The sequence below is a fragment of the Microbacterium sp. KNMS genome, from assembly GCF_053851835.1.
The window spans coordinates 42,329-59,133 of record NZ_JBSQBP010000010.1; the positions used below are offsets into that span (position 1 = coordinate 42,329).

Here is a 16,805-nt window from a genome sequence, read left to right on the forward strand (position 1 = left end):
CCACCCTCGGCTCGGCGGAACCCGCGAACAACGACGGATCCGGCATCGACTGATAACCTGAGCCTTATGGAACGGCGCGAGATCGAGGTCTTCCTCACGCTCGCCGAGGAACTCCATTTCGGACGGACGGGGGAGCGCCTGCTCATCTCCCAGGCCCGGGTGAGTCAGACGATCGCGGGTCTCGAGCGTCGGCTGGGCGTCGCCCTGTTCGAGCGCACCAGCCGGCGCGTCGCGCTCACCCCCGTGGGCGCGGCACTGCACGCCGAGGTGCGCGAAGGCCACGAGCGCATCGAGCGCGCTGTGGCAGACGCGATGGCCGCCGGCCGCGGGGTCGCTGGGAGGCTCGTCGTCGGACTCGAGGCGCCGGCGGTCGCCGAGCTGGCGGCGGACCTGTTCGACCGCTTCCGCGCGCGCCGCCCCGCTGTCGATCTCGCGTTCCGGGAGACGGGGTTCGCCGATCCGCTCGACCTCCTGCGCACGGGGGAGGTGGACGTGGTCGTCACGAACGGGCCCATCGACGAGGACGGCTTCGTCGAGGGACCGGAGGTGCTGCGAGAGCCGGTCGTGCTCGCGGTCGCGCACCGTCACCGTCTCGCGAAGCGCGAGACCGTGACCCTGGCCGACCTCGAAGGGGAGACGGTGTTCCGCGCGGGCCGCCGCGCCGCGCCGTACCGGCGCGAGCCGGATCGCACGGCCGCGACGCTCCTCGACCTCCTGACGATGATCGCCGCGGGCGAGGGCGTCTGCCCTCTGGCCGCGCACGCGGCGGACTACTTCGCGCGGCCGAGCCTGAGGATGATCCCGTTCGAGTCATCGGCGCCGCCCGTGAGCTGGGTGCTCTGCTGGCGCACCGGGCGGCTCACGGCGCAGGTCGCTGCGCTCGCCGAGGCGGCAGCGCGCGGCGACGCGGACGCCGCCGCGCGCTGAGCCGCCTCAGCCGACCTTCACGAGACGCACCTCGTCGACCGTTCCCCACGCGCCGGCCGACAGCTCCCACGCGATCTCGACCGTGACCTCCTGCCCACGCTGCACGCGCACGGCGTCGGTCTCTGAGGTGGCGTACGCGCGCCATCCGTCGAACGCGAGCAGCGCCTCCGCGGTGCGCGTCTGCGCCTGCGCCGCCCGGTCAGCCGCGGTCGCCGGCAGGTGCGTCGGCGACGCCGTGACGCGGAGGGTCACCGTGTCGCCGGGCAGCGTGCCGCCGCCCTGCGACGTCGCCGTCGCGACGTAGCGGCCAGGCTCGAGACCCGTCACGACCTGGGTCGCCGAACCCGTGAAGTCGCGGTCGAGCCACACATGGAGCGCATTCGTCCCTGCCGAGGCGTCGGCCTGCCATCCGATCGAGCCGCCGTCGCCGGCGAGCGTCCACAGCGCGGCCCCGTCTCCCTCGAAGCCGCCGCCGGGGAGGTGCGAGCGGGCGAGGACCTCGATCGTCGCGGACGTCTCGTGGCCGGCCGACGTGCGCCCCGCCACCGTGTAGACACCGGGCCCGTCGATCTCGACAGCATCCCAGACCACGGGCTGATCCTCTGTCGTGCCGTCGCTGTACGAGACCGTGACGGTCTCCGGCAGCGCGGCGTCCTCGCCCTCCTCGATCTCGAGCGCGACCGTCTCGACGCCGGTCACGACGCGCGGCCCCTGCGCTCCGGTGCGGACGTACTCGAACATCCGCAGCGACGGCAGGGGAGTGCCGTCGAACGCGAACAGCGCCTGGTTGTCGACGGCCGACCCGCCGAACCAGCGACCCGCGTCCGCGGGGTCGTACGCGCCCGCGTAGCTCGTCGCCCACCCCGAGCCGTCGCGCTCCCAGAGGAGGCGGTTCGCTTCGAGCTGCTCTGGAGGCCCGACGGGGAGCCACGCTGGCTCCCACGAGAACACGCCGATCCCCGCATCGCCGACATCGGCGACCGCCTGCACGACGTCGCGGAACGCCGTCGCCTGGCCCTGAGGGCTGACGGGATACGCCGTGGCCTCGCTCGCGAGGTCGATCGTGTTGCCATGGCCGTCGCCGTCCTCGAGCGTGTAGGCCCAGGAGGTCTCGACGACCGCGACCTTCTTGCCGTGCACCTCCGCGACGTGCGAGAGCACATCGGTGAGGTTCGCGATCGTGCCGTGCCAGTACGGGTAGTACGACGATGCGAACACGTCGTAGTCGACGCCGCGGGCGGCGAGCTCCGCCGCGTAGCCCGCGTAGCGCCCGGGCGTCTCGGGATTCGTGAAGTGCACGGCCACGAGCGCGTCAGGGAGCGTCTCGCGGACTGCCGCCGATCCGGCCCGGAACACCTCCGCCATCCCGTCCCAGCCCGTGACGCCGGCGACGCCGTTGTTCGTCTCGTTGCCGACCTGCACCATCCGCACATCGACGCCTGCATCCGCGAAACGCGCGAGCGCGTCGGCCGTGAAGTCGTGCACCGCCTCCGCGGTCTGGGCAGCCGTCAGTCCCTCCCACGCCTTCGGCGCATGCTGCTTGCCCGGATCGGCCCAGAAGTCGGAGTAGTGGAAGTCGACCGTCACGCCGAGCCCCGCGTCTGTCGCGCGCTCGCCAATCTCGATCGCCCGTGCGACGTCGACGTTCCCGCCGCCGTATCCGCGTCCCTCGGCGTCGAAGGGGTCGTTCCACACCCGGACCCGCACGTCGGTGACGCCGTGGTCGGCGAGCACGTGGAACAGGTCGGCCGTCGCGCCGGCGTCGTCGCGGAACACGACCCCGGACTCCTCGAGCGAGAGGACGGAGGAGACGTCGACGCCGGTCATGAAGTCGGCCGACAGGCCGTCGACGGCGGGCAGCGAGATGTCGATGCTCGCGTCATCGGCATGCGCGGGCGACGCCATGAGGGCGAGGGAGACGGCCGCGGCCGTCGCGATGGCCGCTCGGATGGGGGATGGCATGGGCACTCCTTCGTGCGGGTGGATGGATGGGGATCGGTTTCGACTCGATGCGCGCGCTCAGCCCTTCACGGAGCCCGCGGTGAGGCCGCCGACGATGTAGCGCTGGAGCGACAGGAACAGCACGAGGACCGGGATCGATGCGAGCACGGAGCCCGCGGCGAAGATGCCCCAGCGCGACGTGAGCTGGTTCGAGACCCACTGGTACATGCCCACGGCGAGGGTCCAGTTGTCCTCGCTGGTCAGGACGATCTTCGCGAGGATGAAGTCGCCGAACGCCGAGATGAAGGCCAGCAGCGCGACGACGGCGAGCACGGGCGTCACGAGCGGCATGATGATGCGCCAGAAGATCTGCGCGTGCGAGGCGCCGTCGATCTTGGCCGACTCGTCGAGCTCGATCGGGATCGAGTTGAAGAACCCGTACATGAGGAAGGTGTTCGCGCCGAGCGCGCCACCCAGATAGACGCAGATGAGCGCGAGGCGCGAGTTGATCCCGAGGGCCGGCACGACCTCGCCGAGCGCGAGCAGCAGGAGGAACACCGCGACGAACGCGACGGTCTGCGGGAACATCTGGATGATGAGGAGGCTCGTGAGGCCCGCGCGCCGTCCCGCGAAGCGGAAGCGCGAGAAGGCGTACGCTGCGGCTGCGCCCATGAGCACCGCGCCGATCGCGGCGACGCCGCCGACGTAGAGGGTGTTGAGCATCCAGGTCCAGAAGCGCGTCTCGGCGAGCGCAGCGTAGTTGTCGGCGCTCACCGCCGAGAACAGCGCGCTCGACCCGGCGAGGCTTCCCCGCGGGTTCACCGACGCCGAGACGATGTAGAGCAGCGGGAACATCGCGTAGACGAGGATGACCGCCGCGACCGGGTACTTCCAGCCCACCTCGGCCCACCAGCGGGAGCGACGTGCGGTGCGACGCCCCGGGGTCGCGGACGTGATGCGTTCGGTGACAGTGCTCACTGGAACTCCTCGAGCTTGCGGGTCTGTCGGAAGGCGAGCGCCGAGATCACGCCGATGACGATGAACACGACGATCGAGAGGGCGCTCGCGAGGCCGTAGTCGGCTGATCCGCCCGCGACGCCGGAGATCCGGTAGATCGCGGAGATGAGGATGTCGGTCTCGCCCAGTCCCGAGTTGCCGAGGAACGCGGGGCCGCCTTCGGTGAGCATGTAGATGATCGTGAAGTTGTTGAAGTTGAACGCGAACGACGAGATCGCGAGCGGTGCCGTCGACACGAGCAGCTGCGGCAGGATGATGGATCGGAATCGGCGCCAGCGTCCGGCCCCGTCGATCGTGGCGGCCTCGAGCGTGTCACTGGGGAGCGCCTGGAGCGCGCCCGTGCACACGAGGAACCAGTAGGGGTAGCTGAGCCAGAGGTTCACCCAGAGGACGGCGGCCTTGGCGAGCAGGGGATCGCCCAGCCAGGCGATGTCGGCGCCGAGGAAGAGCAGGTCGTTGACGACGCCGAACTCGGAGTTCAGCATTCCCCGCCAGAGGAGCGCGGACATGAATGCGGGGAACGCGTACGGGAGGATCATGAGCGTCCGGAGGACCTTTCGGCCGCGGACACGGGAGTCGTTGTAGATGAGAGCGAAAAGGAGCCCGAGGCCGAAGCTCGTGAGCACGGTCAGAATGGCGAACGCGAACGTCCACGCCGCGACCTGGAGGAGCGGCCCGGCGAGGCTCTGATCCGTCACGGCGCGCACGAAGTTGTCGAACCCGACGTTGACGTACCAGCCGGTCGGGAGAGCCGACCCGTCCTCGGCGACGAAGCGGCCGTCATCGGACGCCGCGTAGACGACCCCGGTCTCTGTGTCGGTGAAGGTCCGCGCGGCGGCATCCCATTCGAGGCCCGAGGTGTAGACCGCGCCGGTCGTGCCCTCGCGGGTGCGGAGCGAGCCGTCTTCCGCCTCGTCCGAGACGGGGACGCGCAGGCTCGCGACGCGCTCCTGCAGATCGGGGTCGGCGAGGATGTCCGCGCGCGGCACGACGGTCCACCCCGGCACGGTCTCGGGGGCGCCTGACCCGCCGGTGCGTGCTCCCGCGACGGCCTCCAGCGGCTGGTCGGCGGTCCCGGCCCGCACGACGCCGTCCTCGTCGACGATCGCGAACCCGAGCTCCCCGTCTTGCTCGACGACCGCGAGGGGATAGGACGGAGAATCGGGATCCCGCCGCTCGTCCTGGATGAGCGCCGCGTCGACGGCCTGCTCCATCGAGCCCGCATGCCCGGTGCCGTAGTTCGTGAACGCGACGTAGGCCGTGTAGCCGAGCACGAACAGCTGGAAGACGGCGAGGAACACGAGCCCGGGCAGCAGGTACTTGAGCGGCAGAGCCCGTCGTGAGAAGTACACCGCGTCCGCGATCGCGAGCAGCACGAGAGACGCGCCGAGCACGATCCACGACTCCGCCTGCCACGCCGACAGCGCGACCGCGATGCCGAGCGCGTTGACGATCCCCATGAGCACGAGCTTCACGACGAAGCCCCATCCGAGCCCGCGCCAGCCGCGCGCGTGCGATTCGCCGCGCCGCGCGGGGGCGGTCGTCACATCCGTCATTCCGTCTTCCTTCCGCCGGAGCGCCGGGGGCGCGCGTCCGCCCGCCCCCGGCGCAGCCGGTCAGCCCAGTTCGGCCTCGAGGTCGGCGACCATCTGCTTCCAGGTCGCTGCGGGGTCGGCGCCGCCGATGATCTGCACCTCGGCCGCGTTCCAGAGGTCCCACACCGAGCCCATCTCGGGGATGCTCGGCATCGGCACGCCGTTCTGCGACGAGGCGAGGAATCCCGCGATGACGGGGTCGGAGGCGACCTCATCGGCGAGCGCCGTGAACGCGGGAATGCGCGGGTCGGCCTCGTAGAGGGCACGCTGCGCGTCCTCCTTCGCGAGGTAGTTCACGAGGAACTCCTGAGCGAGCAGCGCGTTCTCGCTCTGCGAGCTGAGGTAGAAGCCCTGCACGCCCACGAAGGGCGCCGCGGTCTCGCCGCCGGCCGACGGGATGGGGTGCACCGCGACGTTCGGGACGTCGGCATAGGCGCTCATCGCCCACGGTCCCTGGATCGTGAAGGGCGCCGTGCCGCTGTTGAACAGCTCGTTGTTGATGTCGTAGTCGACCGTGGTCGAGATGTAGCCCGTGCCAGCCGACCCGTTCTCGTGGAGCCACTGCGCGAACGCCTCGCCGTTCGCGCCGCCCATGCCGATCTCGGCCGTGTACGAGCCGGTCTCGTCCTGGACGAACACCGGCGCGCCGAACGAGGTCTGCAGCCCGTACATCGTGTACGCGTCGCCCGTCTCGCCGGCCGTGTTGACCGCGATCGGGCGCTCGGCCCCGGCCTCCTGCGCCATCGACACGAGCTCGTCCCAGGTCGCCGGGGCGTCGGGGCCCACCATGTCGACGTTCTGGATGAGCGCGACCGTCTCGAGCGAGTACGGCAGCGCGTAGAGCTGGCCGTCGTAGGTCATCGCGTCGAGCGCGACCTGCTCGAAGTCGCCCGTCGCGTCGCCGAGATCGATCGTGTCGACGACGCCGGCGGTGACGAGCGCCCCGAGCCAGTCGTGCGCGCCGACCGTGATGTCAGGCCCCTCGCCCGTGGGCACCTGCGCGATGAAGTCGTTGCGCAGGTCCTCGAAGTTCTTCTGGACGAGCGTGACGGTCGCTCCCGTGTCGGCCTCGAACTGCTCGGCGGCCGCGGCGATCGCGTCCTCGCGCTCCTCGTCGGTCCACACGACGAGCTCGGCGGTCGAGCCCTCGTCGGCCGGCTCCTCGGCCGTCTCGGGGGCGCTGCCGGAGCAGCCGGCCAGCAGCAGTGCCGACGCGGCGGCGATGCCGGCGAATGCGATCTGCGTGCGCATGATTGTCTCCTTCTCGATGGTCGTGCGATGCGTCCGCCGAAGCGGTCGCGTCGTCACGACCTGGTGGTGGTGGATCGGTCGGGCCGGGCGGCCCCGGGGTGCCCCGGAGGGCGGGTCAGTCGGTCTCGATGACGGCGACGCCCCCGGCGGGGACGACGAGGGATCCGGACGCCGTGGCGCCGGTGAGCAGCTCGCGGCCGACGGCGTCGATGGTGACGTCGTCGTCGCGGTGGTTGATCGCGAAGAGGAACGTGCGATCGTCGGCGCGGCGCCGGACGACCTCGAGGCCATCCGGAGTCGACGACGGGACGACCCCCGCATCGGCGTACACGTCGGACAGGACGGCGCGCAGCCCCTCCGCGTCCAGGCGCGTGGAGATGTACCACCCCGTTCCGGCGCCGTGCCTGTGACGTGTGATGGCGGCGCCTCCCGCCGCGGGGCCCTCGGCGTAGGCGCCGACGACGTCGGCGCCGTGCAGACGGAGGCTCTCCTGCCAGTGGTCGGCGCCCAGCAGGGCGCCGTCGCTCCATTCGACCGCGGCAGCAGCGCCCTCGCGCAGCGGCAGGTGCTCCTCGACGTCGACGCCGAGGGCGTCGCGGAGGGGAGCGAGGAACCCACCGGGGTGGACGGCGTCGTTCTCGTCGACGACCGCCGAGAAGTACGAGACGACGAGCGTTCCGCCGCCTTCGACATAGCGGGTGAGGTTTGCGGCGTCTGCCGCCGTGAGCAGGTACTGCGCGGGTGCGACGACGAGCCGGTAGCGCGACAGGTCGTGGCCAGGGAGCGCGAAGTCGACCGTGACGCCGTCCCGCCAGAGGCGCTCGTAGAACGCGCGCACGCGCTCCTGGTGGGAGAGGTCCTCGGTCGGGCGCCATTCGAGGTCCTGCGCCCAGAACGACTCGAAGTCCCACAGGACGGCGACGTCGGCCTCGACGCGCGACCCGACGACCGCGTCGAGCCGGGACAGCCCCTCGCCGAGCGCAACCACCTCGCGCCAGACGCGCGAGTCGGTGCCGGCGTGGGGGAGCATCGCCGAATGGAACTTCTCGGCGCCCGAGCGTCCCGCGCGCCACTGGAAGAAGAGCACGGCGTCCGAGCCCCGTGCGACGTGCGTCAGCGAGTTGCGGGCCATCTCCCCGGGACGCTTCGCGATATTGCGCGGCTGCCAGTTCACGGCCGACGTCGAGTGCTCCATGAGGATCCACGGCTTCCCTCCGCCGACCGACCGGGAGAGATCGGCGGCGATCGAGAGCCCGATGTGCGCGTCCTCGTCGGCCGCCCACAGATAGTGGTCGTCGGACACGACGTCGACGTCCCTGGCCCACGCCCACAGGTCAGTCGTCCAGCTCTGGTTCGCCATGAAGTTCGTCGTGATCGGCTGCGGGGCGCGGGCGCGGATCGCGTCGCGCTCGGCGATGAAGCACGCGCGGAGCTGATGGTCGGTGAAGCGCTGGAAGTCGAGGCGCTGTGCGGGATTGACGACCGACGGCGCCGCGGCCGGGGCGCCGATGTGCTCCCAGGCCGTGTAGTGCTGGCCCCAGAACGCCGTGCCCCATGCGGCATTGAGAGCGTCGAGTGACCCGTAGCGCTCGCGCAGCCATCCGCGGAAGGCGCGCACGGAATGCTCCGAATAGTCCTCGCCGACCGGGACGCCGTACTCGTTGTGCACGTGCCACAGCACGACGGCGGGGTGATCGCCGTAGCGGTCGGCGAGCGCGCTCGCGATGCGGACGATCGCCTCCCGGTAGGCGGGGGAGGAGTGGGACGCCATCCCGCGCGATCCGAAGCCCATGACGGTGCCGTCTCGTGTGACGACGCGCGCGTCGGGGTGCGCGGCGAAGAACCAGGCGGGCGGTGAGGCGGTCGGCGTGCCGAGGTCGACGGCGATGCCGTTCGCGTGGAGGAGGTCGATCACCTCGTCGAGCCAGGCGAAGTCGAACTCGCCCTCGGCGGTCTCGAGCAGAGCCCACGAGAAGATCCCCACGCTCACGAGGTTGACGCCCGCCTCGCGCATCAGGCGGACGTCCTCCTGCCACGTCTCGCGCGGCCACTGCTCGGGGTTGTAGTCGCCGCCGAAGGCGATGCCGGGCAGGGCGGGCAGTGGGGTCTGGTCGGGCATGGACGCTCCATCGGGTCGAAGGGCTGTGACCGGTCCCAGTGTGGCGCGGCGTCGTCGGAGCGCCAAGGCGATCACCCATCCGTTATCGAACTGTGACCGGTCCCAGTCGCACTCTCGGCTCGCGCTAGAGTCTTGATCCATGGAGCAGACGCCGCCCGCGCGCAAGCCGACGATCCGCGACGTCGCGGCGGTCGCGGGCGTCTCGCGCGGCACGGTCTCCCGCGTCATCAACGGAGGGCACTGGGTCTCGCCCGACGCGCGTGCCGCGGTCGAGGACGCCATTCGGCGGACGGGCTACACGGCGAATCACCACGCGCGCAGCCTGGCGACGGGCCGCTCCGGATCGCTCGCCTTCCTCCTGACCGAGGAGCACCACCTGCTGTTCGAGGACCCGACCTTCGGCCTGCTGCTACGCGGCGCTGCCGAGTCCCTCTCGAAGCGGTCGATGACCCTCGTGCTCCTCGTGGCGGGAACCGATGCCGAGAAGGCGAACGTGCTCGAGTACGTGCGCGCGGGGCACGTCGACGGCGTGCTCCTCGTGTCGAGCCATGCATCCGACCCCTTCCTCGGCCGCATGCACGAGGCCGGCATCCCGATCGTCAGCACGGGCGTTCCGCTCGGCCTCGAGGGGCTCGTCCCGTCGGTCGGCATCGACGAGGCGCGCGCCGCGCGCGAGATGACGGCCTACCTGCGCTCCCGCGGGCACCGTCGCATCGCGCATATCGCGGGGCCCGACGACACGCCGGGCGGCCGGTTCCGTCTCGCCGGGTTCCGCGAGGAGATGGGCGGCGGCTACGACGCCGAGCTCGTCGAGCGCGGGGACTACTCGCGCGAGTCCGGCTCGCGCGCGATGGCGCGCCTGCTCGCACGCGGGCGCGATATCGACGCGGTCTTCGCGGCCTCGGACGGGATGGCCGCCGGCGCGGTCGCGACGCTGCGCCGCGAGGGGCTGCGCGTGCCCGACGACATCGCGGTTGCGGGGTTCGACGATTCGGGCCTCGCCGAGACCCACGATCCGCCGCTCACGACGATGCGTCAGCCGTGGGCCCGGATCAGCGAGGAGATGGTCGCCCTGCTGCTCGACGTCGTGGCGGGGAGCCCGGGCCGCGATCTCATGCTCCCGGCGTCGATCGTCGTGCGCGAGAGCGCGTAACGCTCGGCGCGGAGCACGCGCGGCCCGGAATAGACTCTCCTGGTGACTTCCGGCCGTTCCTTCTACATCACCACGCCGATCTACTATCCGAGCGATGTCCCGCACATCGGGCACGGGTACACGACCGTGGCGGTGGACACGCTCGCGCGCTGGCACCGCCAGGCCGGTGACGACACCTGGATGCTGACGGGCACCGACGAGCACGGCCAGAAGATGATCCGCGCCGCCGCCGCGAACGGCGCGACCCCGCAGGAATGGGTCGACAAGCTCGTGGCGGAGTCGTGGCAGCCGCTCCTGCGGACGCTGGATGTCGCCAACGACGACTTCATCCGCACGACGCAGGAGCGTCACGAGAAGAGCGTCCAGCTGTTCCTGCAGGCCGTGTACGACCGCGGCTACATCTACGCGGGCGAGTACGAGGCGCTCTACTGCGTCGGGTGCGAGGAGTTCAAGCCCGACAGCGAGATCGTCGACGGCACCGGGCCGTTCGAGGGGCTCAAGGTGTGCGCGATCCACTCGAAGCCGCTCGAGCTGCTGCAGGAGAAGAACTACTTCTTCAAGCTCAGCGAGTTCCAGGACCGCCTCCTCGAGCTCTACCGCGAGCGCCCCGACTTCGTTCAGCCGGAATCCGCGCGCAACGAGGTCGTCGCCTTCGTGCAGCAGGGCCTGAAGGACCTCTCCATCTCGCGCTCGACGTTCGACTGGGGCATCACCGTCCCGTGGGACGAGTCGCACGTCATCTACGTGTGGGTCGACGCCCTCCTCAACTACGCGACCGCGGTGGGGTACGGCTCCGACCCCGACAACTTCGCGCGCCGCTGGCCCGCGCACCACGTCGTGGGCAAGGACATCCTCCGGTTCCATGCCGTGATCTGGCCGGCGATGCTGATGGCCGCGGGCATCGAGGTGCCCGAGAACGTCTTCGCGCACGGATGGCTGCTCGTGGGCGGCGAGAAGATGTCGAAGTCGAAGCTCACGGGCATCGCGCCCAACGCGATCACCGACGTCTTCGGCTCCGACGCGTACCGGTTCTACTTCCTGTCGGCGATCTCGTTCGGCCAGGACGGCTCGTTCTCCTGGGAGGACCTGTCGGCTCGGTACCAGGCGGAGCTCGCGAACGGGTTCGGCAACCTCGCATCGCGGACCATCGCCATGATCGGCAAGTACTTCGACGGCGTCGTCCCCGCTCCCGCGGAATACGCGGATGGCGATCTCGCGATCCAGCGGACCGTCGCGGAAGCGGCTCGGAAGGCCGATGCGGCGATCGACCGCTTCCGCATCGACGAGGCCATCCGCTCGATCTGGACGATCGTCGACGAGCTCAACGGCTACATCACCGAGAACGAGCCGTGGGCGCTCGCGAAGGACGACGCGCAGCGCGACCGCCTGGCGACCGTGCTCTACACGTGCGCCGAGGGGCTCCGCGCGCTCGCCGTGCTGCTCTCGCCCGTGATGCCGCAGGCCACCGGCAAGCTCTGGGACGCCCTGGGCGTAGAGAGCGCCCTGGGTGCGCTCGTCGAGCAGCCCGTGCGCGAGGCCGGCGCGTGGGGCGGCATCCCCGCCGGCACGGCGACGTCCACGCTCCAGCCGCTCTTCCCGCGGGTCGAGCAGCCGGAGTGATCCGATCGAGGGGGATGGCGTGAAGGACAACGGGGCGGACCCGACCGTCTACGTGCGCGAGCGGAGCCGGGACGGGCGGAAGGACCTGCGCTACCCGGCCGCGCCCGAGCCGCTGGCGGTGCCCGTGTACGACAACCACTGCCACCTCGAGATCGAGGACGGCGACGAGCCGCTCTCGCTCGAGGAGCAGCTCGATCGGGCGAGCGCGGTCGGCATCGCCGGCGTCGTGCAGTCGTCGGGCGACATCGACTCGTCGCGGTGGGCCGTCGCCGCCGCCGAGCGGGATGCGCGCGTGCTCGCGGCCGTCGCCATCCACCCCAACGACGCGCCGACGTACGCCGAGCAGGGGCGCCTCGAGGAGGCGCTCGGAGTCATCGATGAGCTCGCGGGGCACCCGCGCGTGCGCGCCGTGGGCGAGACGGGGCTCGACTACTTCCGCACGGGCGAGGAGGGGCGAACGGCACAGCACGCCTCCTTCGAGGCGCACATCGACATCGCCAAGCGCCACGGCATCGCACTGCAGATCCACGACCGCGACGCCCATCGCGACGTGCTCGACACGCTGCGGCGCGTCGGCGCCCCCGAGCGGACGGTCTTCCACTGCTTCTCGGGCGACGAGGACATGGCCCACGAGGCGGCCGACGCGGGCTACTGGGTGTCGTTCGCGGGGAACATCACGTTCAAGAACGCGCAGAACCTGCGCGACGCCCTGCGGGTGACGCCGCGCGACCGCATCCTCGTCGAGACGGATGCGCCGTTCCTCACTCCGACGCCGCACCGAGGGCGCCCGAACGCGCCGTACCTCGTGCCCGTCACGGTCCGCTTCATGGCCGCGGAGCTGGGTGCCGACGTCGACGAGCTCTCCGCGCAGCTGGCCGCGAACACGCGCGCCGTGTACGGGGAGTGGACATGACCGTGCGGCTCCTCGGGGCCGGCGACATCCGCGAGCTCGCCGCCGAGCTCGATGTCACGCCCACGAAGAAGCTGGGCCAGAACTTCGTCGTCGACGCCAACACCGTGCGACGCATCGTGCACACCGCGCGCGTGGAGGCGGGGGAGCGGGTCGTCGAGATCGGCCCAGGGCTCGGCTCGCTGACCCTGGCCATCCTCGAAACCGGCGCGACCGTGACCGCCGTCGAGATCGACCACCGGCTCGCCGAGCGGCTGCCGCGCACGGCGGCCGAGCGCGGCGTCCCGGACGGCGCGCTCACGGTGGTCGACGCCGATGCGCTGCGCGTCACCGAGCTGCCCGGCGATCCGACCATCCTCGTCGCGAACCTGCCCTACAACGTGTCGGTGCCGGTGCTGCTGCACTTCCTCGAGACGTTCGCCCGGCTCGACCGCGGTGTCGTCATGGTGCAGGCCGAGGTCGGCGAGCGCCTCGCGGCCGAGCCGGGGAGCAAGGTCTACGGGGCCCCGAGCGCGAAGGCCGCCTGGTACGGCGCGTGGCGGCTCGCCGGCAGCGTCTCCCGCCAGGTCTTCTGGCCGGTGCCGAACGTCGACAGCGTGCTCGTCGCGTTCCAGCGCGACGCTGGGGCGCGCGGCACGGAGGACGAGCGGCTGCGGACCTTCCGGATCGTCGATCTCGCGTTCCAGCAGCGACGCAAGATGCTGCGCCAGGCGCTCGCCGGCGAGCTCGGCGGCTCGGCGGGCGCGACCGAGGTGCTCGAGCGCGCGGGCGTCGCGCCGACCGCGCGCGGCGAGTCGCTGGACATCGACGACTTCCTGCGGATCGCACGCGCGCTCGCCGAGACGAGTGGCGCGGAGGCGACGGCGCCATGAGCCTCGCGTCGTCGGAGCCGCAGGTGCGCGTGCGCGCACCGGGCAAGATCAACGTCTTCCTCGAGGTCGGATGCCGTCAGAGCGACGGCTACCACCAGCTCGCGACCGCCTTCCAGGCCGTCTCGCTCTACGAGGATGTCGTCGCAACGCATGCCGACGGCTTCACGCTCGCGGTCGAGGGCGCCGTCGACGTCTCGGGCGTGCCGGTCGACGACCGCAATCTCGCGCTCCGAGCGGCCCGCCTCCTCGCGGCGGAGACCGGGTACGCGGGCGGCGTCCATCTCGACGTGTTCAAGGAGGTCCCCGTCGCTGGCGGCATGGGCGGCGGCTCGGCGGATGCCGCGGCCGCGCTCGTGGCGTGCGACGCGCTCTGGGGCACGCGGGTCGGGCACGCCGAGCTGCATCGCCTCGCAGCGCAGCTCGGCGCCGACGTGCCGTTCGCGCTCAAGGGCGGCACCGCGATCGGGACCGGTCGCGGCGATGAGCTGAGCCCGGCCCTCGCCCGCGGCCGCTTCGACTGGGTGCTCGTCGTGAACGAGGAGGGCCTCTCGACGCCCGAGGTGTACGGGGCGCTCGACCGCCACCGCGAACGGCACCGGCTCGACATCGCCCCCACGCGCGCCGTGCCCGAGGTCGACGCCGGCGTGCTGCAGGCGCTGCGCGCGGGCGACGCGGCGATGCTCGCCGAGACGCTCCGCAACGACCTCCAGGTGGCCGCACTCGGCCTGCGCCCCGATCTCGCCGAGACGCTCGAGCTGGGGGAGTCGTCGGGGGCGCTCGCGGGCCTCGTGTCGGGCTCGGGGCCCACCGTCGCGTTCCTCGCGGCATCGCCCGAGGACGCCGCGGAGCTCCGCGACGTGCTGGACGCCGCCGGTCGGGATGTGCTCCTCGCGCACGGCCCCGTGCGCGGCGCGCGCATCGTCGGCTGAGCGCCGCCGCGGCACCCTCGCGCCACGCCCCGTCGTGCCCGGGATGGCCCCGTGCGCGTCCGTGCGCCATACTGTGGGAGGCGATGTGACCGTGCGCATCGCGGAATCAGGTGAGGACGAGACGGCTGTGGCCCACGCAACGGAGCGACCGCGGATGCCGAGCATCCGCGATGTGGCGCGCCTCGCCGGCGTGTCCCATCAGACGGTCTCGCGCGTGCTCAACGAGCACCCGTCGATCCGCGAGGAGACGAAGCAGCGTGTCCTCGATGCGATCCGCCAGCTCGACTACCGGCCGAACCAGGCCGCTCGCGCGCTCGTCACGAGCAAGCTGAATCTCATCGGCATCCTGTCGGCCACGGTCGGCGAGTTCGGCCCGACCGCCTCGATCGCGGCGATCGAGGAGGCCGCGCGCGAGGAGGGCTACTCGGTCACCACCCTCAACCTCCCCGACACGTCACCGGAGGCGATCGGCGGCGCCGTGCGGCAGCTGCTGCGCGAGCAGGTCGACGGCATCGTCGTGCTCGCCCCCCAGGTGCGCGTGTTCCATGTCCTTCGCGGCATGGCGATCGGCGTGCCGTTCGTGAGCCTGCAGACGGCATCCGGCGCGCTCGAGGAGAGCGTCGCACCCGACCAGCTCGAGGGGGCGCGGATGGCGACGCGGCACCTCATCGAGCTGGGGCACGTCGACATCCTCCATCTGTCCGGCCCGCAGGACTGGATCGAGGCGGACTCGCGGATGCGCGGGTACCTGCAGGCTCTGCGCGACGCGGATCTGCCCACCATCCCGCCGATCCGCGGCGACTGGACGGCCGACTTCGGCCACTACGCGGGGCTCGAGCTCGCGCGGCGGCAGGACTTCTCCGCCGTCTTCGCGGCCAACGACCTCATGGCGATCGGGCTCATGCATGGCTTCCGCGATGCGGGCCTCGATGTGCCGCGCGATGTGAGCATCGTGGGCTTCGATGACATTCCCGTCGCGGCACATGTCTGGCCGCCCCTCACCACGGTCCACATCGACTTCGCGGATCTCGGCCGTCGTGCGATCGCGCGACTCCTCGCATCCCTCCGCGGCGAGGCCCCCTCGGCGGAGGAGCCGCCGGCTCCCGCCCTCGTCGTGCGCGACTCGGCCGCACCGCGTCGTTAGCGAGATGTGACACGGCGTCGGCTTGACAGCCCGGCGCGGCGGGTGCACGATAAGACGCGATGTGAACGGTCACACGGAGACGTGCGACCCCGACGAGGACGTCCCGCGACTCCTCGACGGCGCATCCCCCCGCTGTGACGCGGAGGCACACGTCCTGGATTCAGAGGAGAACACCCGTGAAGAAGCACCTTCTGCTCGTCGGCATCGTGGCCGTCGGCGGACTGGCCCTCGCCGGCTGCAGCGGCGACCGCACCGGAGGCGGAGCCGCTGAGGAGGGCGGCGAGGTCGACACGAGCTCGCTGACCATCGGCGTCGCGATGCCGACCCAGCAGTCCGAGCGATGGATCGCGGACGGCGACAACGTCAAGGCGACCCTGGAGGAGATGGGCTACCAGGTCGACCTCCAGTTCGCGAACGACGACATCCCCACCCAGGTGTCGCAGATCGAGAACATGATCTCGAGCGGCGCCGACGCCCTCATCGTCGCGTCGATCGACGGCACGACCCTCACCGACGTCCTGCAGACGGCCGCCGATCAGGACATCCCCGTGATCGCATACGACCGCCTCATCAACGGCACGGAGAACGTCGACTACTACACGACGTTCGACAACTACCAGGTCGGCGTGCAGCAGGCGACGAGCCTGCTCACGGGCCTCGGCGTGCTCGACGAGAACGGCGAGGAGACCGGCGAGAAGGGCCCGTTCAACATCGAGCTCTTCGCGGGCAGCCCCGACGACAACAACGCGAAGTTCTTCTGGAACGGCGCGATGGACACCCTCCAGCCCTACCTCGACTCGGGCGTTCTCGCGGTTCCGTCCGGCCAGACCGACTTCGACCAGGCCGCGATCCTGCGCTGGCTGCCGGAGACGGCCCAGGAGCGCATGGAGAACATCCTCACGATCATCGGCGACACCAAGCTCGACGGCGTGCTCTCGCCGTACGACGGCCTCTCGATCGGCATCATCTCGGCGCTCACGAGCGGCGGCTACTCGGCCGACGCGCTGCCCGTCATCACCGGCCAGGACGCCGAGGTCGGCAGCGTGAAGTCGATCCTCGCGGGCGAGCAGTACTCGACGATCTTCAAGGACACGCGCCTGCTCGGCGAGACCGCGGCCGACATGGTCGACGCGCTCATGCACGGCGAGGAGCCCGAGGTCAACGACACCGAGACGTACGACAACGGCGTCAAGGTCGTGCCCTCGTACCTCCACGAGTCGGTCATCGTCACGGCCGACAACTACGAGGAGGTCCTCATCGACAGCGGATACTACGAGGCCGGCGAGCTCGAGTAGCACGGAGCGCGGGTCCGCCTCGACGGCGGGGC

Annotated in this window: 13 protein-coding genes; 8 read left to right on the forward strand and 5 right to left on the reverse strand. The window is 71.2% G+C overall.

All coding sequences use genetic code 11. The annotated features are described in order from the left end of the window. Positions 1-66 precede the first annotated feature (66 nt). Entirely contained in the window at positions 67-927 is an 861-nt protein-coding gene (locus ACWXWW_RS07940) for a LysR family transcriptional regulator (protein WP_421074424.1), read from the forward strand. 6 nt (positions 928-933) lie between these two features. Here ACWXWW_RS07940 and ACWXWW_RS07945 read toward each other — a convergent pair whose 3' ends face one another. The 5 genes from ACWXWW_RS07945 to ACWXWW_RS07965 all read right to left on the reverse strand — a co-directional run bounded on the left by ACWXWW_RS07945 (position 934) and on the right by ACWXWW_RS07965 (position 8,850). Then, positions 934-2,889 (reverse strand): glycosyl hydrolase 53 family protein, encoded by a 1,956-nt coding sequence (locus ACWXWW_RS07945; protein ID WP_455969561.1) that lies wholly within the window; start codon positions 2,887-2,889, stop codon positions 934-936. 57 nt (positions 2,890-2,946) lie between these two features. Continuing rightward, entirely contained in the window at positions 2,947-3,846 is a 900-nt protein-coding gene (locus tag ACWXWW_RS07950) for a sugar ABC transporter permease (RefSeq protein WP_271172705.1), read from the reverse strand. Continuing rightward, positions 3,843-5,441 carry an ABC transporter permease subunit gene (locus tag ACWXWW_RS07955; RefSeq protein WP_455969562.1) on the reverse strand — a complete coding sequence of 533 codons (1,599 nt, stop codon included), beginning with the start codon at positions 5,439-5,441 and terminating at the stop codon, positions 3,843-3,845. Before ACWXWW_RS07955 ends, ACWXWW_RS07950 begins: the two co-directional genes overlap by 4 nt. A gap of 60 nt (positions 5,442-5,501) precedes the next feature. Continuing rightward, complete coding sequence (locus ACWXWW_RS07960; protein WP_455969563.1) at positions 5,502-6,731, reverse strand: sugar ABC transporter substrate-binding protein; 1,230 nt, start codon at positions 6,729-6,731, stop codon at positions 5,502-5,504. Positions 6,732-6,846: 115 nt separating this feature from the next. Continuing rightward, on the reverse strand, positions 6,847-8,850 hold the full coding sequence (locus ACWXWW_RS07965) for a beta-galactosidase (RefSeq protein WP_455969564.1): 2,004 nt from the start codon (positions 8,848-8,850) through the stop codon (positions 6,847-6,849). Between the two features lie 139 nt (positions 8,851-8,989). Between ACWXWW_RS07965 and ACWXWW_RS07970 the strand changes: the two genes are divergently transcribed. The 7 genes from ACWXWW_RS07970 (at position 8,990) to chvE (ending at position 16,773) form a co-directional block, all read left to right on the forward strand. Further along, positions 8,990-10,003 carry a LacI family DNA-binding transcriptional regulator gene (locus tag ACWXWW_RS07970; RefSeq protein ID WP_455969565.1) on the forward strand — a complete coding sequence of 338 codons (1,014 nt, stop codon included), beginning with the start codon at positions 8,990-8,992 and terminating at the stop codon, positions 10,001-10,003. 42 nt (positions 10,004-10,045) lie between these two features. Further along, the gene (metG, locus tag ACWXWW_RS07975) at positions 10,046-11,623 is read left to right on the forward strand and encodes a methionine--tRNA ligase (protein WP_271172700.1); all 1,578 of its coding nucleotides are present in this window, start codon (positions 10,046-10,048) and stop codon (positions 11,621-11,623) included. Between the two features lie 19 nt (positions 11,624-11,642). Then, complete coding sequence (locus tag ACWXWW_RS07980; protein WP_455969566.1) at positions 11,643-12,536, forward strand: TatD family hydrolase; 894 nt, start codon at positions 11,643-11,645, stop codon at positions 12,534-12,536. Beyond that, a complete protein-coding gene (gene rsmA / locus ACWXWW_RS07985) occupies positions 12,533-13,405 on the forward strand; it encodes a 16S rRNA (adenine(1518)-N(6)/adenine(1519)-N(6))-dimethyltransferase RsmA (protein ID WP_455969567.1) in 873 nt (290 codons plus the stop codon). Before ACWXWW_RS07980 ends, rsmA begins: the two co-directional genes overlap by 4 nt. Next, on the forward strand, positions 13,402-14,334 hold the full coding sequence (locus tag ACWXWW_RS07990; protein WP_455969568.1) for a 4-(cytidine 5'-diphospho)-2-C-methyl-D-erythritol kinase: 933 nt from the start codon (positions 13,402-13,404) through the stop codon (positions 14,332-14,334). The genes rsmA and ACWXWW_RS07990 overlap by 4 nt, the downstream gene beginning before the upstream one ends. Before the next feature lie 154 nt (positions 14,335-14,488). After that, a complete protein-coding gene (locus tag ACWXWW_RS07995; protein ID WP_271172859.1) occupies positions 14,489-15,478 on the forward strand; it encodes a LacI family DNA-binding transcriptional regulator in 990 nt (329 codons plus the stop codon). Positions 15,479-15,654: 176 nt separating this feature from the next. Beyond that, positions 15,655-16,773: a multiple monosaccharide ABC transporter substrate-binding protein gene (chvE, locus tag ACWXWW_RS08000; RefSeq protein ID WP_455969569.1), complete on the forward strand. Its 1,119-nt coding sequence runs from the start codon at positions 15,655-15,657 to the stop codon at positions 16,771-16,773. The last annotated feature ends 32 nt before the right edge of the window (positions 16,774-16,805 follow it).